The organism is Paraburkholderia sp. BL25I1N1 (genome assembly GCF_003002025.1).
Lineage (GTDB): Bacteria > Pseudomonadota > Gammaproteobacteria > Burkholderiales > Burkholderiaceae > Paraburkholderia.
The window spans coordinates 96,059-117,655 of record NZ_PVZB01000027.1 but is presented as its reverse complement, the minus strand read 5'-3'; the positions used below and the strand labels follow the sequence as shown (position 1 = coordinate 117,655).

Sequence of the window (21,597 nt, the reverse complement as noted above, 5' to 3'; positions counted from 1 at the left end):
ATGTCTTCTGTTTCGACCGCTAGTTCTGTTTCTCCCGCACGGTTTGGCCAACTGACGCGTTTTGCGAAAGTCGCGGGTCAACGTCTTTCGCTGCTCGCCATTTTCCTGATCCTGTGGTGGCTTGCGGCGCAACGTGTGCCGGCATTCATCCTGCCTGGTCCGGGAAAGACGTGGAACGCGCTGCTTGATCTGATCGCCACTGACACCTTTGCCGAGGACCTCGGCGTTACGCTGTACCGCGTCGTCGCAGGCTTCCTGCTGGCCGCGCTGGTCGGCACGCCGATCGGCATCCTGCTCGGCGCGAACCGTCGGCTCGGCAGTTTTTGCGAGCCGGTACTGTCGGTGGTCAACACGGTATCCGCGGCGATCTGGGCCATCTTTGCGTTGATCTGGTTCGGCATCTCGAACGGCACGACCATCTTCGTCGTGTTCATGGAAGCGATGCCGCTGATTCTCACGAACGTGTGGCAGGGCGCGCAAAGCGTCAACGCCGAATATGTCGAACTTGCCCGCAGCTTTCAGATGTCACGCAGCAAGGTGATGACCAAGATCTATCTGCCCACCGTCTTGCCGTATTTCTTCTCCGGTGCGCGCCTCGCTTTCGGGTTCGGCTGGCGGGTGTCGCTGGTGGCGGAGACGATCGGTTCGTCGAACGGCGTCGGCTACCGGCTGCGTCAGGCGGCAGATCTTGTTCAGACCGATCAGGTGTTCGCATGGACGCTCACTATGGTCGTGCTGATGGTGGTGCTCGAGTACGGCATTCTCAAGCCGCTTGAAAGCCACCTGTTCCGCTGGAAGAAGCGGGCATAGAGAACGGGATCGCGGCGCGCTGCTACCGCGCCGCGAGCGGAAGTGGTCGAACATTTACGAAGAAATAGCGTGTTTGCATTCTATAAATAGGAGTACATATGAGCAATACGATGAAGGCTTTGATTCTCTCCGAACACGGTGACGTCGACAAACTCCATGTCGGTGAGATGCCGATGCCGAAGGCAGTGCCCGGTCACGTGGTCATCCGCGTGCGCGCGTCGTCTTTCAACTATCACGACGTCTTTACGGTGAAGGGTATGCCGGGCATCAAGGTGCCACTGCCTGTGGTCATCGGTCTGGATATGGCGGGAGAGATCACTGAGGTTGGCGACAATGTCGAAAACTGGTCGGTCGGCGCGCGCGTGCTCGTCAATCCGCTCAACAGGAAGAAAGGCCTGATGGGCGAAATGCTCGACGGCGGCATGGCGCAATACTGCCTCGTCAGCGCGGACCAGTTGATCGCAATGCCCGAAGGCGTCACGTTCGAAGAAGCGGCGTCGCTGCCGGTCGCCTACGGTACGGCGCACCGGATGCTCGTCACGCACAACACCATCAAGCCGGGCGATCGTGTAGTCATTCTGGGTGCGAGCGGCGGCGTCGGAACAGGCTGCGTGACGCTTGCCAAAATGCTCGGCGCCGAAGTGATCGCGGCCGCCGGCAGCGCGGACAAGGCTGAACGGCTCAAGGCGATGGGCGCCGATCACGTCATCAACTATCGCGACACCGATTTCTCGAAGTGGGTCATCGAGAAATACGGCAAGCCGCAACGCCGCAGCTATGAAGGCGGCGCGGACGTCGTAATCAATTTCACCGGCGGCGATACATGGGTGCCGTCGCTCAAATGCATCAAACGCGGCGGTAGCCTGCTCGTCTGCGGTGCGACCGCGGGTCACGATCCGAAGGAAGACCTGCGCTACATCTGGAGCTTCGAGATTCGCGTGATCGGCTCGAACAGTTTCTATGACGACAACCTCTCCGCACTGATGGAATTGATCCGTACCAGGAAGATCGCGGTGCAGATCGACAAGGTGTTGCCGCTTGAGCAGGCCGCCGAAGGCCTGCGCATGATTCGCGATCGGGAAGTGCTCGGCAAGATTGTCGTTACCCCATAAAAATACGGAGACTCGAATGGCTGATAACCAGCAACCTACCGCGGAGCAGGTTCAGGCAATGCTCACGCGCGGTCCTTATCATCAGTGGCTCGGTCTGCGTGTGCTCGAAGTCGGCGAGGGCTCGATCGAAATCGCCGCGACCTGGCGCGAAGAGTGGGTCGTGAACCCCGAACGACGCTATACACATGGCGGTATTCTTGCCGCGCTTGTGGACCTCACGGCCGATTGGGCGCTGGTGTCGAAAACAGGCCGCGGCGTACCGACGATCGATTTGCGCGTCGACTATCACCGCGCGGCTATGCCCGGCGACCTCATCGCGCGCGGCAAAGTCGTGAAGTTCGGGAGCGCGATTTCTGTTGCAGAGGCGCACATCTACGACGAGTCCGGCGCGCTGCTCGCAAGCGGCCGGGGCGTCTATTCCACCGCGCCCGCACCCGCGCCGAAGGCATGATGAACACGGCGACATCGACGCTCGACCATGTCGTCGTGAACGCGATGTTCGAAACCGACGCCGCGGCGTCGTGTTTCGAAGCGCTCGGCTTCGCGTTGACCCCGCGCGGCTATCACTCGCTAGGCTCGGTCAATCACCTGATGATGTTCGACGGACATTATCTGGAACTGGTCGGCCTGCCGTCCGGCGCCACCACGTTGCGGCGGGAGATTCTCGAAAGCCGTCTGGGTATAGACGGCCTCGTTTTCAAGACCGACGACGCGCGGGAAACCTATGCGCGATTGATCGACGCCGGAGTGCGTGCCAGTGAGCCGCAGTCGTTCACGCGGCCCGTGGACATTGAAGGCGTCGAGCAGATCGCCCGTTTCCGGACAACCCGGCTCGCAGCCGAAGAACTGTCCGCCGGGCGCGTCTATTTCTGCGAGCACCTCACGCCGGAATGGGTCTTCCGTGCCGAATGGACGAAGCATCCGAACGGCGCGCAACGCCTGAAGGAATGTGTGATCGTGAGCGACGACCCGCAACTCGAAGCGCGCCGCTATGCGCTGATTGCAGGCGAGTCGGATCTCACATCGCCGTCGTCCCACCACTCGCGCATTGCGTTGCGTGATTTCGATCTGGACTTTATCGATGACGCGGCATATCGCGCGCGCTATGGCGACCTCGTATGTAACGCAGCAGGGCGCGACAGCCATTTTGGCGCGGTCGTCGTCGAGGTAAGCGACCTTGCGGCGATGCGCGCACGTCTGGACGCGTTCACGTCCCACGTCGACGAGAGCGTCGTGCGGCTGATGTCGCAGGCCCATGCACAGAGCGGCGCGTCGTCCGTTGTCGTGCTGTTAGGCGAACTCAATACTGTCGTTGAATTTATCGGAGCAGTTGAACATGCCCACGCCTGAGAATCTCGGCGATCTGATCGACGCCGACGGCGATCCATGCAAGCTTGCAGTGATCGCGCTTGGGGAACCAGATGAAACAGGTTGCGCGTGCCACGACACGCGCATGACCTACGGGCGACTCGACGCGCTGGCTGACGGCGTCGCACGTGCACTGATGCGGCGCGGTCTGAAAATCGGCGAGCGCGTTGCTATTCTTGCCGCGAATCGCGCCGAATATGTCGCGGCGCTGCTTGGCATCATGCGCGCGGGAATGGTCGCCGTGCCCGTCAACTTCAAGTTTCCCTCCGCGCTCTCCACTTTTGTGATCCGCGATAGCGGTGCACGTCTGGTGTTTTGCGACGCCGCGCGACTTCCCGATTGCCCGGACGATCTGCCGACAGTGGTATTCGATTCGACCGGCGAGGAAAGCTTCGCTTCGTTCGTCGAACCTGGGCCGTTCGAGACTTTCGTGCCGACGCCCGACACGCCGGCGATGTTTCTCTATACGTCCGGCTCGACCGGCAAGCCGAAGGGAGTAATGCTCTCGCACGGCAGCCATCTGTGGGTGGCGCGTACGCGAGCGCGCGCGCAGCCGCCTGCGGCGCATCGCTTTCTGGTGGCCGCGCCCATGTATCACATGAACGCGCTGACGCTCGTGCTGATGTCGTTGTATGGGCACGGTACCGTCGTACTGCTTCCGCAATTTACCGCGCGCATGTACATCACGGCAATCGAGCGTTATCGGGTCACGTGGCTCACCTCTGTTCCGCCAATGATCGCGATGATGCTGCACGAAAGGGAGTTGCTTGCGCGCACGGATCTTTCATCGGTGCGCTTCATCCGGATGGGCTCGGCGCCCGTCAGCGAGAGTCTGCTTGCACAGATCGGCGAGGTGCTGCCGAACGCGAAGCTCACTAACGCCTATGGCACGACCGAGGGCGGGCCGATCGTGTTCGGGCCGCATCCGCAAGGGATCGAACCGCCCTTGCTGTCAGTCGGATATCCGCATTCCGAGGTCCGCGTCAAGTTGCTCGATGCGCCGCCGGCGGGTGTCGCGTCCGGCGTGCTGGCTGTAAAAAGTCCGGCCGTCATGCTCGGTTACCACAATCGGCCGGACCTGCCTCTGCCGGTGACAGCAGACGGCTTCTATATTACAGGCGACGTATTTCACCGCGACGAACAGGGCTTCTATGCGTTCGTCGGCCGTGCGGACGACATGTTCGTGTCGGGTGGCGAAAACATCTTTCCCGGTGAAGTCGAGCAGATGCTCGAGACGCACCCGGATATCGTGCAGGCTTGCGTGGTGCCGGTTGCCGATGACATCAAGGGAACCAAGCCGGTGGCGTTCGTGGTGCGGCGCGCGGGTGCGTTGCTAACGGAAGAGGACGCCAAACAGTATGCGCTGACGCATGCGCCCGCATACCAGCATCCGCGGCGCGTGTGGTTCGTGGACACATTGCCGCTTGCGTCGACGAACAAGATCGATCGCGCCGCATTGAAAGCCATGGCGCTTGCGTCGTTACAGGATAGCGAGACCCCGTAAGTGAAACCGACACGACATTCAACATCATGGAGTTCAGTATGAACGAGAACTTTCGCGAGTTCCTGGAGCGCCTGCGCGCGGCACAGCAACTGGTCGATATCCGGCAACCCGTCGATATCCGCCACGTGGGCACGCTCGTCGACCAGAGCGACAAGGCGCTCCTGTTTCATCACGTGATCGGCTACGAAATGCCGCTGCTCTCGGGCATTATCCGCACGCAGGAGCGCGCGATGATGGCAATGGGTTGCGACAGCTACTCCGAAATCGAGAAGATGCTGGCGCATGGCATTCAGAACCCGATTCCGCCCAAATACGTCGCCACGTCTGCCACGAAAGAAGTGATCTACAAAGGCGACGATGTCGATCTGTTCCGCCTGCCCATTCCGATGTCTTCGATCTTCGACGGTGGTCCGATGATTACCGCAGGTATCGTGATTTCGCGCGATCCGGAGTATGGCTTGAACAGCGGCATTTACCGCTTCATGGTCAAGGAAAAGGCGCTGAGCGGTATCGACATCGTGACGCCGAACAACATGCGCATGTTCGCTCAGCGTGCGTATGAACAGGGGCGGCCGTGTCCGATCTCCATTTCGATCGGTAACCATCCGATGGAAATCATGGGCGCCGGCTATCGCGCACCCATCGGCGTGGATGAAATGGCAATCGCGGGCGGCATTCGCGGCGTGGCGGTCGAATTGGCGCCTTGCGAGACCGTCGATCTGCCTTATATCGCCGACTCTGAAATCGTGATCGAAGCCGAAATCCTGCCGACGGGCTGGACCCAGCCGGAAGGCCGTTTCGGCGAATTCACCGCATTGATGGGCGGGTTGCACTGGAACCCGGATGTACGCATCAAGGCGATCACGCATCGGCGCGACGCGATGTATTACTCGCTGCACATGCCGTGGGAAAACACGTGGCTCGCGGCACCGACGCGCTATCAGGCGATCCGCAGCGCGCTGCGTACGGCCGGCGTGCAGGTGAAGGATATCAACGTGACGTTGGGCGGCCGCGCGTTCTGGCATGCGGTTATTTCGATCAGGAAGCAGGCGGGCGAAGGCAAGAACGCGCTGCTGGCGGCGCTGTCGGTAATGGATTTGAAGCACGTGGTGGTCGTCGATGACGACATCGACGTGTTCAACGGCGAACAGGTCGAATGGGCGATCGCGACGCGCGTGCAGGGCGACCGCGATCTGATCGTAATTCCCGGCGCACGCGCCAAGCCGCTCGACCCGAGCCTGCCGGTGATGCCGCCCGGCATGGTGCCGACGGGCGCCAAGGTCGGTGTGGACGCAACGATCTCCGAAGGCATTCCGTACGAGCGCTACGAGCGCATTTCCTATGCATACGCAGATACGGCGAAGATCGCTGACTACGTAGGCGGGAAAGCGGATACGGTGCATGTATCGGAGCCGGAGCAGGTGGAGCAAGCCGCAACCGAGGCGCTTGCGCTCATCGGCGACACGCCGCTTTACTACACCGAACTCGCCGAGCGGCTGTCGAAATACGACTTCCGCACGCTGGCTCGCGCGCTCGGCGAACTGCATGAACGCAAGCAGTTGTGGAAAACCGCGGAGGGCAAGCTGTGCGTGCGCGGTTCGCGCTTCGACGCCGTGCCGCCGACACGGCGCTAAGTGGCGCGCGATGTCGTTGAGTGCGCTGCGCGGGCCGGCAGCGCTCCATCCACCCCATTAATGAGCTGACCTGATGCAACCTTACCTGCTCGCAAGGCGTGCGCTGTTTGCCGCCGTGATGTCCCTGCTCGCACTGTCCGCGCAGGCCGCGCCGCTGCGCATCGGCTACTGGACGAGCGGTGTGAGCCTCGGCCTTGGCGCTGTGCTGGAAACCGGCGATTTCCTGAAGAAAGCCGGCATCGACGACGCGCGTTTCGTGCACTTCGCCGAGGTCAACGCACCGGCGAGCGGACTCGCCGCCAACGTGATCGACGTGAGCTTCAGCGTGGCGGGCGCGAGCGCGTTCAGCATCGCAGCGAGCGGCGTGCCGATCAAGATCTTCGGTGCAACGGCGCCAGCCGATGTCACATTTGTTACGCCCTCCGACTCGCAGATCCAGTCGATTGCGCAGCTGCGCGGCAAGAAGATCGGCATGTCCCCGTCGGGAAGTTCGGTCGCGTTGATGACGGCTGCGGTGTTCAAAGCGAATTACGGTTTCAATGCCGGCGATTATTCGCTGGTGCCGGGCAACGAGGCGCGCCTCGCGCAGTTTCTCGTGCAGCACCAGGTCGACGCCGCGGCGCTGCGTTCCGTCACGGTCGCGCAATTGACGGGAGTTAAGACGCGGCGTCTCGGCACGCTGGTGGAAGAATGGCACAAGCTGACGAAATCCGATGCGATGCCGTATCTGGGCGTGGCTGCGGCACGCACGGAATTGATTCAGCGAGATCCGCAATCCGTCGCGAAGCTGATCGTCGCGATTCACAATGCAATCGCCTGGGGCAACGCGCATCCGGACCAGGTCGCGGCGGTCCTGCAGAAAGTCGCGAATCTTCCCGCAAGCGACGCGCAGATCTACGCCGCGCATTGGGCCGAGCTGAACAGCATTTCCTTCGAACAAGTCGATATCGATACGCTCAAGCGCGAGCAGCAGATCTTCACGGCGAGCGGTTCGATTAAAGGCACGCTTCCGCCCGATGTATTCGTCACCGGACCGTACCGAACGGCGAAGAAGATCATAGCGGGTCAAAAGCCATGATGACCCGTTTGCGCGCGCAATGGCGGTATCCGGTGGATAAAGGAGATGTTGCATGAGATATCAATGCGCAGCACGGCGACGCGTCGTGGTCGGTATCAGCGGCGCTTCGGGCGCGATCTACGGTGTGCGTTTGCTTCGTCTGTTACGCGAGCTCGAGGTGGAGTCACACCTCGTGGTGAGCCGTTCGGCGCAGGTGACACTTGCGCAGGAGTTGCAGATGCGGCTCGCCGATCTGCAGGCACTCGCGGATGTCAACTATCCGAACACCGATATTGGTGCGGCGATTTCGAGCGGCTCGTTTCGCGTCGACGGTATGATCGTTGCGCCGTGTTCGATCAAGACGCTGTCGGAAGTGGCCACCGGCTGTACCAGTTCGCTGCTGTCGCGAGCGGCGGACGTGATGCTGAAAGAACGTCGCCGTCTCGTGCTGATGGTGCGGGAGACGCCGTTGCATGCGGGTCATATCCGCAGTCTCGCAGCTGTCACGGACGCCGGTGCGATCGTCTATCCGCCAGTGCCGGCGTTCTACGCGCTGCCACTAACGCTCGAGCAGATGGTCGATCATACGCTCGGGCGCGTGCTCGACCTGTTCGATATCGAATCACGAACCGTACGCCGATGGAGCGGGACTGCTGGCTGATACACCGTGCGACACGGTGTGCTTATTTTGTGTTCAGTTTACTTCCCGATATGCATCTCCTAGAATGATTTGAGGTTGGTGAGGTGCCTACAGAATGACGTAAGCATAATACACAGCCATTCCTGGATAGAGCGCACGGGGGCAACATGGTAGGGAAAATAGTTTCTGGGGGCAACGCCACGGGCGAGGGCAAGTTGCTGGGAGAGTCGACTTATCTGGCCATGCGGCAGGCGATACTGTCCTGCTCGCTGAAACCAGGCAGCATGCTGACCGAGGCTGCTCTGATGGAGCAATATGGCGTCGGCAAGTCGACGTGCCGGCTGGCGCTTGCGCGTCTCACGCACGAAGGGCTGGTGCGTTCGGTGCCGCGACACGGCTACGTCGTCGTGCCGGTCACGCTGAAGGATGTCGAGGAGGTGTTCGCGCTGCGGCTCATTCTCGAACCCGAGGCGGCGCGGCTCGCGGCCGGCAAGGTGGACGCAAAGGCGCTGATGCGGATCGATCGCGCCGCGCGCGGCAATACGGCGTCGAAGAACCACGGCAACCGGATCGGTTTTTTCCTCGATGCGAACCGGGAGTTTCATCTGGTGATCGCAATGGCATCGGGCAACGACCGTCTGGTGCGCAGCATCTCGGTGTTGTTCGACGAAATGGCGCGGCTGGTGGCGCTCGGGTTCAGCGACGAAGACGACAGCCCGGAAATCTCCGATGACCACCGCCAACTGGTCGAGGTGCTGTCGGCAGGCGACGGCAAGTCGGGCGCGCGCATTACGCGCCGGCACATCGAGAAGTTTCGGGACATGACGATGGAGCGCGTGCTGCGCAGCATGAAGCAGGACTTCGAGCATGCGCCGCTAGTAGCGATCGGCAAGTGATACGGAGATTCCGCCGTCGCTTCAGGCGGAATCTCTCGATGAATGGTTGCACCGTGCTTTATGTTTTGATAAGGACACTTAGTAATCCTTCAATGACGACGCTGGGAGACTGGCTGCGTCGTACTTCAGGCAAAGCACCATGAAATCATTTCGTTGCGTTCTAAAGGCAGCATGCACACTCGCAGTAGCCGGTGCTTGCCTTACCAGTGCGTATGCGGCGCCACTGCGTGTGGGCTACTGGACCAGTGGCACCAGTCTCGGTTTCGGCGCCGTGCTCGAAGCGCAGAAGTTCTTTGAGAAGCAGGGCCTGCAGGTGCAGTTCCTCCACTTTCCGGACGTGAACGGACCAACTACTGCGCTGGCTTCGAACGCGATCGATCTGGCATTCGGCACCAGCCTCGCGGGAGCATTCAGCCTGAGCCAGCAGGGTGTGCCGGTCAGGATGGTGGCTGCCACGCAGATCGTCGATGCGGAAATCGTCGTGCTCGCGGATTCGCCCATTCGTTCCGCGGGCGAACTGCGCGGCAAGAAAGTCGGCATGTCGCCAATCGGCAGTGCGACCACTGGCGTCGGCACAGCCGTGCTCGACGGCAATTACGGGCTCAAGCTTGCCGACTATCGCCTGGTTGCGGGCGACGAGCCGCGTCTTGCGCAGTTCCTCGTTCAGAAGAACGTCGACGCCGCCGTCATGCGTCCGACCACGGTGGCGCAAGTGCCGGACAGTGCGCAGAAAGTCCGCGTCATCACGACTTTGTCCGATCAATGGAAACAGATGACCAAAGCGAGCACACCGCCCTATATCGGTGTCGCGGTGATGCGCAGCGAGTGGCTCAAGGACAACCCGGCGGATGCGGCGAAGGTGCTCGCGGCCATGCGTCAGGCGCTGGCCTTCGGCGCGGCCAACCCCGACGCGGTCGTGGCGATACTCAAGAAGGCCGGCAACATGAGCGACCAGGGCGCGCGTTTTTACGGCGACCACTGGACGGCCATGAATACGGTCTCGTTCAAATCCGGCGACATCGACACACTGAAACGCACATTCGAAGTTTTCAAGGCTGCCGGTACGCTGAAGGGCGAGCTTCCCGCGGATCTCTTCTACCAGAAGCCTTATCTCGACTCGGAAGCAGTCAAATGAGCGGATATCGGGAATGGGTTAGTGGCCACAACCGCCGCCTCGGAGTACAGGCCTTCATCGACGGAGCAGCAATATGACGGAAAAGTGCGAGGGTGCGGTCGCGGCCATTGGATTTCCCGCTAGCCGGATCCGCTGGCCGGAAGAGGGCATTACACGTGTGCCGCTACGTGTGTTCTCCGATGCGGCAACCTACGAGCGCGAACAGGATGCCGTATTTCGCGGGCCCACATGGAGTTTCCTCTGCCTCGATATCGAAATGGCGAACCCGGGTGACTACATCACGACCAAGGTCGGCCATACGTCGGTAATTGTCGTGCGCCAGCAGGACGGCACCATTGGTGCGCTCGTGAACAAGTGCGTGCACAAGGGCTCGGTGCTTTGCTACGAAGCGCAGGGGCACCGCAAGCGTCCGAATTTCGTTTGCCCTTACCACAACTGGGTATACAACTTCGACGGCGAACTGACGAGCGTCGCATTCGAGAAGGGCGTGCAGGGCAAAGGCGGCATGCCCGAGGATTTCGACAAATCGAAGTTCCGTCTGACGAAGCTGCGCGTGGAGACCATCCGCGGCCTCGTGTTCGGTTCGTTTTCCGAAGAAGCCCCTGCACTAAGGGACTATCTCGGACCGACGATGGTGCGGCACATGGAGCGCACGCTGTATGGGCGCTTAAAGATACTTGGCCGTTATAGTCAGGTGATGCACAACAACTGGAAACTCTACGTCGAGAATAGCCGGGACAACTATCACCCGAGCCTTTTGCATGCGTTTTTCTCGACCTTCAAGATCAACCGGCTATCGGCGGAAGGCGGTACGTTGCAGGATGAAGACAGCCGACATCACATCACCTTTACCAAGCGCTATACCGACGTTGGCGATCAGGCATACGACTCCGGCGTGATTCGCGCAATGCGCGACGATTTCGGCCTGAAGGATCCCTCGCTGATCGATCAGTGGATGGAGTATCCCGATCAGATCACCAATGCGATCCAGAGCATTTTTCCGGGTTTCGTGCTGCATCAGATCATGAACTCCATCGGCGTGCGGCAGGTGGTGCCGCTCGGTGTAGATCGATGCGAACTGATCTGGACCGTACTCGGCTTCGAGGAAGATACGCCGGAGCAAACGCTCATCCGGCGCAAGCAGAGCAATCTCGTCGGGCCTGCGGGTTTTGTGTCGATGGAAGACGGCACGATTGGCGCGTTCGTCGAAAAGGGTATTCGCGGCGATCTTGACGACGCTGCCGTGATCGAGATGGGCGGAAAGGGCACAGGCCCGATGGCGACCCGCGCGACCGAAACCTCGGTGCGCGGTTTCTGGAAATTCTATAGAGAGCTGATGGATGTCTAGCACGACGCGCTACCCTGAGCTGGAGGTTGGCACCCAGACGGGCGCGTGCATTGCGCGCCTGATTGCCCACTATTGCAGTTCGATCGACAATGGCGATTTAGACCGCTGGCCGGAGTTCTTCACCGAAGATTGCACTTACCGCATACTCACGCGCGCCGATTTCGAAGCGGGTCGCGATTTCGGTATCTGGTTCTGCAACACACGTGGCATGTTGCTGGATCGCGTCAGTTCTATCCAATCGGTTAATGTGTTCGAGCCGCATGTCTACCGTCACGTGCTTGGACCGACCGAAGTCGTCAGCGACGAAGACGGGCTGATCGGCTGCGAAACCAGCTACATGATCGTGCGAACCGGCTATGAAGGCGGCATGGTTGTGTTCAGCGTTGGGCGTTATATCGATCAGATTGTCATCGAGGGCGGCCGCGCATTGCTGCGTGAGCGCACTGTCGTCACGGATTCGTGCCGCTACGACACACTCGTTGCGCTGCCTCTATAAGGATGTCGCCTGCATGACCGGACCTGCCCGCCGTTACCGGCTGCACCTGGAAAGCCAGCGGCGTCAGGCACCGCCCTTTCATCTTCACGAAGCCGTGTGGCAGGTCGCCTGCGCGCGGTATCCTGATCTTGCGCAGCAAATCGACGTGACGTTCGGCTGGGACGGCGAGCGGTTCGCGCGTCCGTTCGACGACGTCGACTTCCTGCTGGCGTCGAGATTTCCGCATGACAAGGTGAACGACGCACCACGTCTACGCTGGATTCACACGACGGGCGCCGGCGTCGATCAGTTGATGCCGCTCGATCGTTTGCGCCGCGACCTGATCCTGACGAACAGTAGCGGCATTCATAGCGACAAGGCCGCCGAGTATACGCAGATGGCGTTGCTGATGCTGAATGCGCAACTGCCAGCCGTGTTGCAGGCGCAGCGGGAGCATCGCTGGGACGCACGGCTTACCACGTCGATTCGCGGCAAGACGGCGCTGATCATCGGTTTCGGCGATCTGGGCATGGCAGCGAGCCGCGCGGCACGAGCGCTCGGCTTGCGAGTGATTGCACTGAACCGGAGTGGCACCGCATCGGCGCAGGCGGTGGAAACAGTCGATGTCCTCGCAACGATCTCCGCACTCGACAACTGGCTGCCACAGGCCGACTTCGTCGTTGTCGCCGCGCCGCTTACGCCGGAGACACGCGACCTGCTTTCCGCCACGCGCCTCGCTCGCATGAGGCCGGGCGCGGGCGTCGTCAACCTCTCGCGTGCCGCGCTGCTCGACCATGTGGCGTTGTTCGAGCGACTGCATTCAGGCGCTTGCGGCGGCGCGCTGCTCGATGTATTTGATCCTGAACCGTTGCCGGCGGAACATGTGGCGTGGGACGTGCCGAAGCTCGTCGTCACGCCGCACATTTCGTGCGACGCGCCCGATTACAACCTGCGGGTGCTCGAACTCTGGTTTGGCAATTTCGCGCGATTCCTGCGCGGGGAACCGCTGGCGAATATCGTCGATCGTACCCGCGGTTATTGAGCCGGCAGCGGGGACGCGATCAAGGGTGACCGGCTCAACTGAGCGACATTGTCGCTACATTCGCTGTGTCGCCGCCGCAGACCATGGCATTTGGAGGGCTTCGCTATAAGGTAATACCAGCGTTTCAAGTTTGGCTGGTTCGTACTATTGCGCATTTCGGACGGCTTCGGCGCATGCCATCAGCTCAGGCGTCAACGCAGACTACCTGTTATCCAGGCGCACCACACTGTACACAGATGCCACGTACGTCATCAACAGCGCGAAGTCTGCACTTAAGTGCGACACGGTCGACCACCCCGGTCGCGACCGGTGCCAACCAACTCGCGGTGGTAGTTGGAATCGCGCATGCTTTCTAAGTCGTGCGAAGTCGGCTGGACTGCGCGGGCCGCGGCGACGAACCCCACGTCCTGACCACGGTGACGAGCAGCACGCGATGGCCGGTTTCGATCCACTGAACGCTCGCCTTCAGCACTTCGAGATTGACGCTATCCATGAAAATATCGGGTGATTACCTGAGCATAAGTCGGGCTTCGGAAGACACCCGTTAGTGTCGCGACAGCGCCGAACGCAAGGACATTTCCCGTGCTGCTTCCGGTGTGATGGTTCTGTTGAGCATGAAGCAGGCGGCACCTGCCGCCAGCAACGGCAACGCACCGAGAAGGAAGATCGTCCCGATCGGCGTTCCGAAGGCGATCAGGACACCGGCGAGCAGCGGGCCGACGATGGCGCCGATGCGCGCCACCGCAAAGGAAGCGCCGGTCGCGGTCGAGCGGATAAAGGTTGGATAGATCATGCTCGAAATGGCATTGAGGCCGATATTCCCACCCAGGACCAGCAGACCCGACGCCAGCGCCATCGCCATGGTGAGACCGGCGCCCGTACCGACGGCCAGCCCGAGGGCTGCCACCGGAATGGCGCCGAGGATCAGCGTCAGCGTCATCACCCGTACGCCCTTCCTGTCGATCAGCCAGCCGAAGAACCAGCTGAAGCCGGCACCAAGCTGGAAAAGGGCCTGGCTGCGGGCGGCATTGGCGAAGCCGATTTCGTCGGTCAACAGGGTCGTCATCCATTGCGACAGGAAGAAATGCGTGACGAAGGAAAAGCCGAGCGCGAGCCACAGGAATGCGGTCATGGCCGAACGGCCCTCGGTGAAGAGGTGCCTCACCGGCACACCCGTGCGCGCCTGCTCCTGAATGGTGAAGCGCGTGTCGTCCGCGAACCGCGCGCTGGGTTTCAGCTTGCGGGCATAGGCGAGGATGCGATCGCTAGTGGGATTGCGCAGGCTCAGATAGCGGATCGATTCGGGCAACCCGATGAACAGGATGATGACCGCCACCACTGCGCCGGCGCCGCCGACGTAGAAGACCGAGCGCCAGCCGTAGGCCGGGATGATCTCCGCCGCGAGAAGGCCGCCGCCGGACGAGCCGGCGGTGTAGCCGAGATAGAGGAGCGTAATGATCAGCCCGCGCTTGCCGGAGCGAGCGTAGTCCGTGATCAGCGAGACCGCCATCGGCATGCCGCCGCCGATGCCGAGCGCCGCGCAAAAGCGCAGGACTGACAGCTCGACCAGATTGTGGGCGAACGGCACGGCGAACGTGAAGCCGCCGAACAGCGCGGTAGCTAGCAGGATTGCGCGGCGCCGGCCGATGCGGTCGGCCAGCATGGCGAAGACCACCGAACCCGCCATCCAGCCGACGATGCTGATGTTGAACACGGGCGTCATCAGGGCCCGGTTGATGCCCCATTCCTTGATGATGCCCGGGGCGGCGTAATTCAAAGCCTGATTGTCGAAGCCGTCCGCCAGCATGACGAGGGCGCACAGAACGAAGAGGGTCACGGTGAACCAGCTGCGCTCCTGCGCCTCGACTACGTGGGCGATATCGACGGTATTCTTTTGAGTCATGACGGTCTCCGGATGCCTCTGCTCCTGGGGTTGTTTACAGTCGGGCGGCGCGTTGGCGCTCACTCGCTGTGGCCGCCCGACACGTCGCGCACCGGTGTTTCCGGCTTCACGCCGCCGCGCCGGTTGGCCCAGGTGCGCTCGCCCGTCTCGCGCCAACCGCCGGAGGTCGCCGCTTCTGCATACTCGTCCCAGCGCTTGTCCCAGTCGCCCAGGTGGTAGCCATGCCATGGCGGCTGCGGCGTGAGACGGGGCAGATCCAGCTCTTCCCATATCTTGCGTGCCGCGGTCATGTATGGCTCCTTCGGCAGGGCCAGCGGCGGCATGGCGTGCTTCAGCGTCGCGTCGATCAGCAGCGTACTTTCGAGCGGCGCGCGACCGGACTTCGGGCCGTGGCCGCTGGCGCGATAGGGCGTCACGTGCAGGTCATGCGTGAAGTCGGCCCGATAGGCCAACGACCAGAAGATCGCATCGGCGTTTTCCGGGTTGATATCCTCGGAGACCGCGATGACCAGCTTGCCGCACTGCGCCTGGAGCGTCGCGGCCCCTTGCAGGCCGCGCCAGACTTCCGCTTGCTGCGTGCCGCGCGCGAACTGCAGGAAGATCACCTTGCGCAGGTTGGTCAGCGGCTCGTGCATCACCACTCGCTCGATGCCGCGCACGCCCATCACCTTGCGCAGATGTTCGAGGTACAAGGGCTCATAGGCCACTTTCTTCAGCACGGAGCTTTCGCTCGGCGTGACCTGACTGATGATCGAGACGAAGACGGGCTTCTTCTTCATCGTGATCGCGGTGACGTGCATGGACATGTTGTAGTCTTCGAGCGCGATGTGGCCGTGGCTTTCGCCAAACGGGCCTTCGGGCTCGAGCGCATCGGTATCGATCAGGCCTTCGATCACGATTTCGGCATCGGCGGGAACGACGAGGTCGATGGTCTTGCAGCGCACCACCTCGACCGGCGCGCGCATCAGGCCGCCCGCAACGGCCATCTCGTCCTGATCGATCTGCAGCTTCTGCGGCCCGGTGAACAGCACGGCCGGCGCGCAGCCCAGCACGATGGCGCACGGCATCTGCTCGCCCTTGGCCCGATACTTCTCCCAATGCAGATAACCACCCGCTCCCGACAGGCGGCTCGCCATGCGCACACCCAGTCGATTCTCCGACTTCAGCGCGGCGCGGTACGTGCCCATGTTCTGAACGCCGCTCTCCGGGTCTTTGGTCACGCACAGCGTGGCGGTCAGATAGGGAGCCGCGTCGAAGCCCGGCGTGGAAACCGGCACCGGCAGCCGCGACAAGCCTTTTTCCTTTAACGCATCGCCGCTGATCACGACTTCCTGGCAGGGCGCCTGCGCCACCATGACGGGCGCAACCGGCTCGGCGATCGCCTCCGTCCAGGCCTTGCCGATCTGTTCGACCGGCAGGCCCAAGCCGGTGGCGTAGATCTCGGGCGAGGCGGCAAGGCCGCCGATCAGCACCGGGATGTCATAAGTGTGGCCGTCGCCGTCGACCACGTTGGTGAACAGGAAAGCGCGGCGCTGGTCTTCGTGCAGGCCGCCTTGGAACTGCCAGCGCGCCAGCGGGTGCAGTTCCGTATCCTTGTTGATCGGCCGCTGAATGCGCGTCAGCAGCCCCTTGGCCTCGAGCCGGGCGATGTGTTCCTGCAGGTCGCGCGGGGCGCCGTCGGCGGTTGCCGTTCGCGAAAGATCGTGGGGTGATGATGACATTCCGTCTCCTTGATACGAAACCCGGTAGGCGGGCGAATTCGTGTGATTGTATGATTGCATAACAGAATTGTCGATGTCAACGCGGCTTTGCCCACTGATGCATGGCGCTCCGATGGCGGCTGGACCACTGCCAAACGACGGCTGGTAGTCGGTTTCGACGTGACGAATTCGGCCGGCAGTCGGCAAGCAGCTGCCGACTGGCGGAAGCAGCATCGGCTCAGAGACCACCCATGCACAGATACTTGATCTCGAGATATTCCTCGATGCCGTACTTCGAGCCTTCGCGGCCCAGGCCCGATTGCTTGACGCCGCCGAACGGCGCGACTTCATTCGAGATCAGGCCGGTGTTGATGCCGACCATGCCGTATTCGAGCGCTTCCGAAACACGCCAGATCCGGCCGATGTCGCGGCTGTAGAAGTAGGCGGCGAGACCGAATTCGGTGGCGTTCGCGGCTGCGATCGCCTCCGCTTCGTCGCTGAAGCGGAATAGCGGGGCGACAGGGCCGAAAGTTTCCTCGGTCGCGAAGCGCATCGACGCGGTGACGCCATCCACGACAGTCGGCTCGAAGAAAAGCTTGCCTGCCGTATGACGCTTGCCGCCAGTGAGCACCCGCGCGCCGTGCGCCACGGCGTCGGCGATGTGCGCTTCGACCTTCTCGAGCGCCGCCTCGTTGATGAGCGGGCCCTGCGTCACGCCGCCTTCAAAACCGTTGCCGACCTTGATGCGACCGACTGCCGCCGCGAATTTTTCGGCGAACGCGTCGTACACGCTGTCCTGCACGTAGAAGCGGTTCGTGCAGACGCAGGTCTGACCGGCATTGCGGTATTTCGAAGCGAGCGCGCCCTCGACGGCCGCATCGAGATCGGCGTCGTCGAATACGATGAACGGCGCGTTGCCGCCGAGTTCGAGCGAAAGTTTCTTCACCGTCGGCGCGCACTGACTCATCAACAGGCGGCCTACCGGCGTCGAGCCCGTGAACGAAAGCTTACGCACGATGGGATTGCTGGTCATCTCCGCGCCGATCGAACGCGGATCGCCGACGACCACGCTGAACACGCCGGCCGGCACGCCCGCGCGATGCGCAAGCTCGGCCAGCGCGAGCGCCGACAGCGGCGTGGCTTCGGCGGGTTTCACGATCATGGCGCAGCCGGCGGCAAGCGCCGGCGCGACCTTGCGCGTGATCATCGCGGCCGGGAAGTTCCACGGCGTGATCGCGGCGCAGACGCCGATCGGCTCCTTCGTGACGAGCATCCGCTTGTCGGCGGCCGGCGACGCGAGCACGTCACCGTCGATCCGTTTGGCCTGCTCAGCGAACCATTCGATGAACGACGCAGCGTAGCCGATCTCGCCTCTGGCTTCGGCGAGCGGCTTGCCTTGCTCGGCCGACATGATGATCGCGAGGTCGTCCGTGCTCGCCACCATCAGCGCGTGCCAGCGCTTGAGGATCGCCGCGCGTTGCGCCGCGGTCAGCGCGCGCCAGCCGCGCTGTGCGCGTTCGCCGGCTTCGATTGCGCGGCGTGTCTCGGCGCCCGTCATGAGCGGCACGTCGGCGAGCTTCTCGCCGGTGGCGGGATCGTCGACTGTGAACGTGCGGGCATCGTCGGCGCCACACCATGCGCCGTCTACATGGGCGAGCGTGCGCAACAGGCTCGGATCGGCGAGCCGGGAAAGCGGATTGGATTCAGTCATGGTCATCGCGAGAGGCGGCTCGCCGACAGCGCTGCGCGGCAAGCCTGTGAGGTGGATGGTGAGAGCGGGGCGACGCGTGGGTTACGACTCCTGCTGCGGCTGGTCCTTCCAGCGCTTGACCACACCGGTTTCGATGTCGAACAGATCGAGCATGCGGGCGACCGTGTGATCGACGATGTCGGCGATCGTTTGCGGCTTCGAATAGAACGCCGGGACGATCGGCGCAATGATCGCGCCCATGTCCGAGAGCTGGACGAGCGTGCGCAGATGTCCGCCGTGCAGGGGCGTTTCGCGCACGCCGAGCACGAGACGCCGGCGCTCCTTAAGCACCACGTCCGCTGCGCGGCTGATCAGCGAGCTCGTAATGCCGGTGGCGATCTCGCTCATCGAGCGCACCGAGCACGGCACGATCAGCATGCCCTTCGTTCTGAACGAGCCCGACGAAATCGCCGCGCCGATGTCCGCGGGCGCATACCACTTCGACGCGCGTTCGCGCAAATCGGCCGCGCGGAAGTCGGTTTCGTACGTCATCGTCAGCTCGGCGGCCTTGCTGATTACGAGATGCGTCTCGATGCCGGCCTCGGCGAGTAACTCGAGCGCGCGAATTCCATAGATCACGCCCGACGCGCCGGTGATGCCGACGATGATCCGTTCCGGCGTGCCGTTATTCGTCGCCATGATGGCCCTCGATGCCGCGTACCGGCGAATTCGGTTCGACGCCGCTCTTGCGGCGAGCCTGGTAGGACGCGTCGCGCTGCATCCATTCGCCGCGCGTCGCCTGCTCGGCGTTGCGGTCCCATTCGTCGGTCCAGTCACCAAGCGAGTAGCCGTACCACGGCGACTCCGGTTTCAGCTTCGGCAGGCCAAGGCGTTCCCACAGCACCTTGGCGTTCTCCATGTATTCCTTTTTGGGCAGCGCGAGCGGCGGCATTGGCGCTTTCATGGTCGCGTCGACCAGCATGGCCGAGTCGAGCCCGGTGTCGTGGTCCGAACGCGGACCGTGGCCCGGCTCGCGGAACGGAATCAGCTTCACGTCTTCGACCGGATTGCAGCGGTAGCCCATTGCCCAGAATACGGCGTCGGCGTTGTCCGGATCGATGTCGTCGTCGATGGCGATCACGAATTTGCCGATCGCGGCCTGCAGCGACATCGTGCCGTACAGCGCGCGCCAGACTTCGGTGCGCTTCGCGCCGCGTTCGAACTGCAGGAACACGAAGCGGCGCAGATTGGTTAGCGGCTCGTGTAGCGCAACCTTCTTGATGCCGCGAATGCCGAGCTGATCGCGCAGGTGGCGCAGGAACATCGGCTCGTAGGCGAGACGCTTGATGACGCTCGATTCGGACGGCGTGACCTGCGAGATGATCGAGGTCAGCACCGCGTCCTTGCGGCGCGTGATCGCCGTGACTTCGATCGAGAGGTTGTAATCCTCCAGCGCCACGTAGCCATGGCTTTCGCCAAACGGACCTTCCGGTTCGAGATATTGCGGATCGACATAACCTTCGACGACGACTTCCGCCTCGGCCGGCACCAGCAGATCGACGGTGCGGCCCTTGACGACGCGAATCGGCGCACCGGCAAGGCCGCCGGCGACGCTCAGTTCGTCGACGTTCGGGCGCAGCTTCTGCGGCCCCTGGAACGCGACGAGCGGCGGCGCGCCGAGCACGATGGCGACCGGCATCTTCTCGCCCTTCGCCGCATACTTGCGCCAGTGGTCGAGACCGCCGGCGCGCAGGTTCACAAGCATCATCATGCCCAGACGCGTCGCCGACTTCAGATGGCCGCGGTACGTGCCCATGTTCTGCACGCCGGTGTCCGGATCACGCGAGATCACACCTGTCATGGTCATGTACGGTGCGGCATCGAAGCCCGGCGTCGAGATCGGCAGCGGCAGCGATTCGAGTCCGTTGCCCGGGCCTTCGAGATCTTTGCCTTCGATCACGATGTCATGCACGGGGCCGCTTTCAACGAGTGTAGGCGGTACCGGATTGTCGATCGCGCGGTTCCAGGCGTCGCCGATGTCGTCGAGCGTCGGCACGTTCATGCCGATCCGATAAATCTCGGGATTTGCGGCGATGCCGCCGACGATCACCGGAATGTCGTACTTCCGTCCTTTGCTGTCGACGATATTCGTGAAGAGAAAAGCTTTGCGATCCGCTTCAGCAATGCCGCCGCGAAACTGCCAGCGCACCAGCGGGTGCATTTCGGTGTCTTTATTGACGGGCTCGTCGATCCGGTACAGCAAACCAGCTGCTTCGAGGCGCGCGATGTGTTCGTGCAGGTCCGCGTAACCCGGGTTCGCGGCAGACGTGGAAGTGGTGTCTTGTTCAGCCATGGCTAGAAGTCCCGTGTAGCACCGCGTTGCGCGGCGCCCGTAATGCTTGAAGTGTTGCCCGACGCGGGGAGGGTATTGCGCGTTCGATGTGTTCCGTGGGTACCGCGCGAAGGCGCGACGGCGCCTCGCTGACGAAGCGCTCGCGTCTTAACGACGCATCGACGTCATTGCGTTCGCGAGCGAAGCGCCCGCTACTTCGCTCGCCAGCGAGAAGTCGGGAATCGTGATCTCGCGGAAGTACGTCTTCAAGGCCGCGATGGCAATCCGGTCGCGTGTGCAGATCGAGGCGACCATCGCGTCGGCGCGTTCGCTCAGGCGCGCGGCTGGCACGACTTCGGCGACGATGCCCCACTCGCGCGCATTCGCGGCGTCGATGGTCTCGGTCAGGTAGACCATGTGCGCGGACGCTTTCGGCGGAACCTTGTAGCGCAGCACCGACAGCACGAGCGTGGGCGGCAGGTTCTTTTGCAACTCGGGAAGGCTGAAGCGCGCGCTGTCCGAGGCGACGGCCATGTCGCAGGCGGTGACGAGCGCACAGCCAAAACCTTCGGCATCGCCTTGTACTTCGGCGAGTAGCGGCACTTCGCTTTCGTGCATCGCGCGGTACACGTCGAGAATCGGATCGGCCACGTTGCGGCGGAACTGCGCGGACGTCGGCGGCGTGGCGGGCGGTGCGCTGACTGCGCGGCCGCGGCAGAACGCCGGACCGGATGCGCGGATCCGGATGATTTTTACGGCGCTGTCGCGGCCGGCCTTGCGGATTTCGGCGGCCAGCTCGCGCATCGCGTCGAGCGTCAGCATGTTGCCAAGTTCCGGCTGGGCAAGGGTGATCCGGTATTCGGATTCGTGGAGCGCTACGGTGAATTCGGTCGTCATGGAGAAGAGGTCCAAACAATGAAAACAGGGAGTTGGCGCCGGCGACGAGCCGGC

General features: G+C 62.4%; 19 protein-coding genes and 1 pseudogene. 13 read left to right on the top strand and 7 right to left on the bottom strand.

Annotation, left to right across the window (positions count from 1 at the left end):
- From B0G73_RS31970 to B0G73_RS31910, 13 genes are all read left to right on the top strand, one after another.
- The gene (locus B0G73_RS31970; protein WP_106285136.1) at positions 1-810 is read left to right on the top strand and encodes an ABC transporter permease; all 810 of its coding nucleotides are present in this window, start codon (positions 1-3) and stop codon (positions 808-810) included.
- Positions 811-908: 98 nt separating this feature from the next.
- Entirely contained in the window at positions 909-1,922 is a 1,014-nt protein-coding gene (locus tag B0G73_RS31965) for a zinc-binding dehydrogenase (protein WP_106285135.1), read from the top strand.
- A 16-nt stretch (positions 1,923-1,938) separates the two neighbouring features.
- Positions 1,939-2,373: a PaaI family thioesterase gene (locus B0G73_RS31960; RefSeq protein ID WP_106285134.1), complete on the top strand. Its 435-nt coding sequence runs from the start codon at positions 1,939-1,941 to the stop codon at positions 2,371-2,373.
- Entirely contained in the window at positions 2,370-3,272 is a 903-nt protein-coding gene (locus B0G73_RS31955; protein WP_106285133.1) for a VOC family protein, read from the top strand. Before B0G73_RS31960 ends, B0G73_RS31955 begins: the two co-directional genes overlap by 4 nt.
- Positions 3,259-4,794: a class I adenylate-forming enzyme family protein gene (locus B0G73_RS31950; RefSeq protein WP_106285132.1), complete on the top strand. Its 1,536-nt coding sequence runs from the start codon at positions 3,259-3,261 to the stop codon at positions 4,792-4,794. Before B0G73_RS31955 ends, B0G73_RS31950 begins: the two co-directional genes overlap by 14 nt.
- A 38-nt stretch (positions 4,795-4,832) precedes the next feature.
- Positions 4,833-6,428 carry a UbiD family decarboxylase gene (locus B0G73_RS31945; protein ID WP_106285131.1) on the top strand — a complete coding sequence of 532 codons (1,596 nt, stop codon included), beginning with the start codon at positions 4,833-4,835 and terminating at the stop codon, positions 6,426-6,428.
- 73 nt (positions 6,429-6,501) lie between these two features.
- Complete coding sequence (locus tag B0G73_RS31940) at positions 6,502-7,506, top strand: ABC transporter substrate-binding protein (RefSeq protein WP_106285130.1); 1,005 nt, start codon at positions 6,502-6,504, stop codon at positions 7,504-7,506.
- Positions 7,507-7,558: 52 nt separating this feature from the next.
- Positions 7,559-8,146, top strand: a complete 588-nt coding sequence (locus B0G73_RS31935) for a UbiX family flavin prenyltransferase (RefSeq protein WP_106285129.1) — start codon at positions 7,559-7,561, stop codon at positions 8,144-8,146.
- 146 nt (positions 8,147-8,292) lie between these two features.
- On the top strand, positions 8,293-9,021 hold the full coding sequence (locus B0G73_RS31930; protein WP_106285128.1) for a GntR family transcriptional regulator: 729 nt from the start codon (positions 8,293-8,295) through the stop codon (positions 9,019-9,021).
- Between the two features lie 139 nt (positions 9,022-9,160).
- Entirely contained in the window at positions 9,161-10,156 is a 996-nt protein-coding gene (locus B0G73_RS31925; RefSeq protein WP_106285127.1) for an ABC transporter substrate-binding protein, read from the top strand.
- Positions 10,157-10,229: 73 nt separating this feature from the next.
- Positions 10,230-11,504 (top strand): aromatic ring-hydroxylating dioxygenase subunit alpha, encoded by a 1,275-nt coding sequence (locus B0G73_RS31920; RefSeq protein ID WP_106285126.1) that lies wholly within the window; start codon positions 10,230-10,232, stop codon positions 11,502-11,504.
- A complete protein-coding gene (locus tag B0G73_RS31915) occupies positions 11,497-12,000 on the top strand; it encodes an aromatic-ring-hydroxylating dioxygenase subunit beta (protein ID WP_106285125.1) in 504 nt (167 codons plus the stop codon). Before B0G73_RS31920 ends, B0G73_RS31915 begins: the two co-directional genes overlap by 8 nt.
- Before the next feature lie 13 nt (positions 12,001-12,013).
- On the top strand, positions 12,014-13,021 hold the full coding sequence (locus B0G73_RS31910) for a D-2-hydroxyacid dehydrogenase (RefSeq protein WP_106285124.1): 1,008 nt from the start codon (positions 12,014-12,016) through the stop codon (positions 13,019-13,021).
- A 382-nt stretch (positions 13,022-13,403) separates the two neighbouring features.
- Here the strand turns inward: B0G73_RS31910 and B0G73_RS31900 are convergent.
- The 7 genes and pseudogenes from B0G73_RS31900 to B0G73_RS31870 all read right to left on the bottom strand — a co-directional run.
- Positions 13,404-13,514 (bottom strand): annotated as a pseudogene (locus tag B0G73_RS31900) (XdhC family protein); the annotation flags it as partial.
- Positions 13,515-13,565: 51 nt separating this feature from the next.
- Positions 13,566-14,924 (bottom strand): MFS transporter, encoded by a 1,359-nt coding sequence (locus B0G73_RS31895; protein ID WP_106285123.1) that lies wholly within the window; start codon positions 14,922-14,924, stop codon positions 13,566-13,568.
- 59 nt (positions 14,925-14,983) lie between these two features.
- On the bottom strand, positions 14,984-16,831 hold the full coding sequence (locus tag B0G73_RS31890; protein WP_258194031.1) for a UbiD family decarboxylase: 1,848 nt from the start codon (positions 16,829-16,831) through the stop codon (positions 14,984-14,986).
- A 31-nt stretch (positions 16,832-16,862) separates the two neighbouring features.
- On the bottom strand, positions 16,863-18,335 hold the full coding sequence (locus tag B0G73_RS31885; protein ID WP_106285150.1) for an NAD-dependent succinate-semialdehyde dehydrogenase: 1,473 nt from the start codon (positions 18,333-18,335) through the stop codon (positions 16,863-16,865).
- An 81-nt stretch (positions 18,336-18,416) separates the two neighbouring features.
- Entirely contained in the window at positions 18,417-19,013 is a 597-nt protein-coding gene (locus B0G73_RS31880) for a UbiX family flavin prenyltransferase (protein ID WP_106285121.1), read from the bottom strand.
- Positions 19,000-20,667, bottom strand: a complete 1,668-nt coding sequence (locus B0G73_RS31875; RefSeq protein WP_106285120.1) for a UbiD family decarboxylase — start codon at positions 20,665-20,667, stop codon at positions 19,000-19,002. Before B0G73_RS31875 ends, B0G73_RS31880 begins: the two co-directional genes overlap by 14 nt.
- Before the next feature lie 147 nt (positions 20,668-20,814).
- Positions 20,815-21,543 carry an enoyl-CoA hydratase/isomerase family protein gene (locus B0G73_RS31870; protein ID WP_106285119.1) on the bottom strand — a complete coding sequence of 243 codons (729 nt, stop codon included), beginning with the start codon at positions 21,541-21,543 and terminating at the stop codon, positions 20,815-20,817.
- Positions 21,544-21,597 lie beyond the last annotated feature (54 nt).

Bases quoted from the DNA above. Each gene is read 5' to 3' on its own strand.
- B0G73_RS31970 (WP_106285136.1), top strand. From the start codon at position 1: ATGTCTTCTGTTTCGACCGCTAGTTCTGTTTCTCCCGCACGGTTTGGC.
- B0G73_RS31965 (WP_106285135.1), top strand. From the start codon at position 909: ATGAGCAATACGATGAAGGCTTTGATTCTCTCCGAACACGGTGACGTC.
- B0G73_RS31960 (WP_106285134.1), top strand. From the start codon at position 1,939: ATGGCTGATAACCAGCAACCTACCGCGGAGCAGGTTCAGGCAATGCTC.
- B0G73_RS31955 (WP_106285133.1), top strand. From the start codon at position 2,370: ATGATGAACACGGCGACATCGACGCTCGACCATGTCGTCGTGAACGCG.
- B0G73_RS31950 (WP_106285132.1), top strand. From the start codon at position 3,259: ATGCCCACGCCTGAGAATCTCGGCGATCTGATCGACGCCGACGGCGAT.
- B0G73_RS31945 (WP_106285131.1), top strand. From the start codon at position 4,833: ATGAACGAGAACTTTCGCGAGTTCCTGGAGCGCCTGCGCGCGGCACAG.
- B0G73_RS31940 (WP_106285130.1), top strand. From the start codon at position 6,502: ATGCAACCTTACCTGCTCGCAAGGCGTGCGCTGTTTGCCGCCGTGATG.
- B0G73_RS31935 (WP_106285129.1), top strand. From the start codon at position 7,559: ATGAGATATCAATGCGCAGCACGGCGACGCGTCGTGGTCGGTATCAGC.
- B0G73_RS31930 (WP_106285128.1), top strand. From the start codon at position 8,293: ATGGTAGGGAAAATAGTTTCTGGGGGCAACGCCACGGGCGAGGGCAAG.
- B0G73_RS31925 (WP_106285127.1), top strand. From the start codon at position 9,161: ATGAAATCATTTCGTTGCGTTCTAAAGGCAGCATGCACACTCGCAGTA.
- B0G73_RS31920 (WP_106285126.1), top strand. From the start codon at position 10,230: ATGACGGAAAAGTGCGAGGGTGCGGTCGCGGCCATTGGATTTCCCGCT.
- B0G73_RS31915 (WP_106285125.1), top strand. From the start codon at position 11,497: ATGTCTAGCACGACGCGCTACCCTGAGCTGGAGGTTGGCACCCAGACG.
- B0G73_RS31910 (WP_106285124.1), top strand. From the start codon at position 12,014: ATGACCGGACCTGCCCGCCGTTACCGGCTGCACCTGGAAAGCCAGCGG.
- B0G73_RS31895 (WP_106285123.1), bottom strand. From the start codon at position 14,924: ATGACTCAAAAGAATACCGTCGATATCGCCCACGTAGTCGAGGCGCAG.
- B0G73_RS31885 (WP_106285150.1), bottom strand. From the start codon at position 18,335: ATGACTGAATCCAATCCGCTTTCCCGGCTCGCCGATCCGAGCCTGTTG.
- B0G73_RS31880 (WP_106285121.1), bottom strand. From the start codon at position 19,013: ATGGCGACGAATAACGGCACGCCGGAACGGATCATCGTCGGCATCACC.
- B0G73_RS31875 (WP_106285120.1), bottom strand. From the start codon at position 20,667: ATGGCTGAACAAGACACCACTTCCACGTCTGCCGCGAACCCGGGTTAC.
- B0G73_RS31870 (WP_106285119.1), bottom strand. From the start codon at position 21,543: ATGACGACCGAATTCACCGTAGCGCTCCACGAATCCGAATACCGGATC.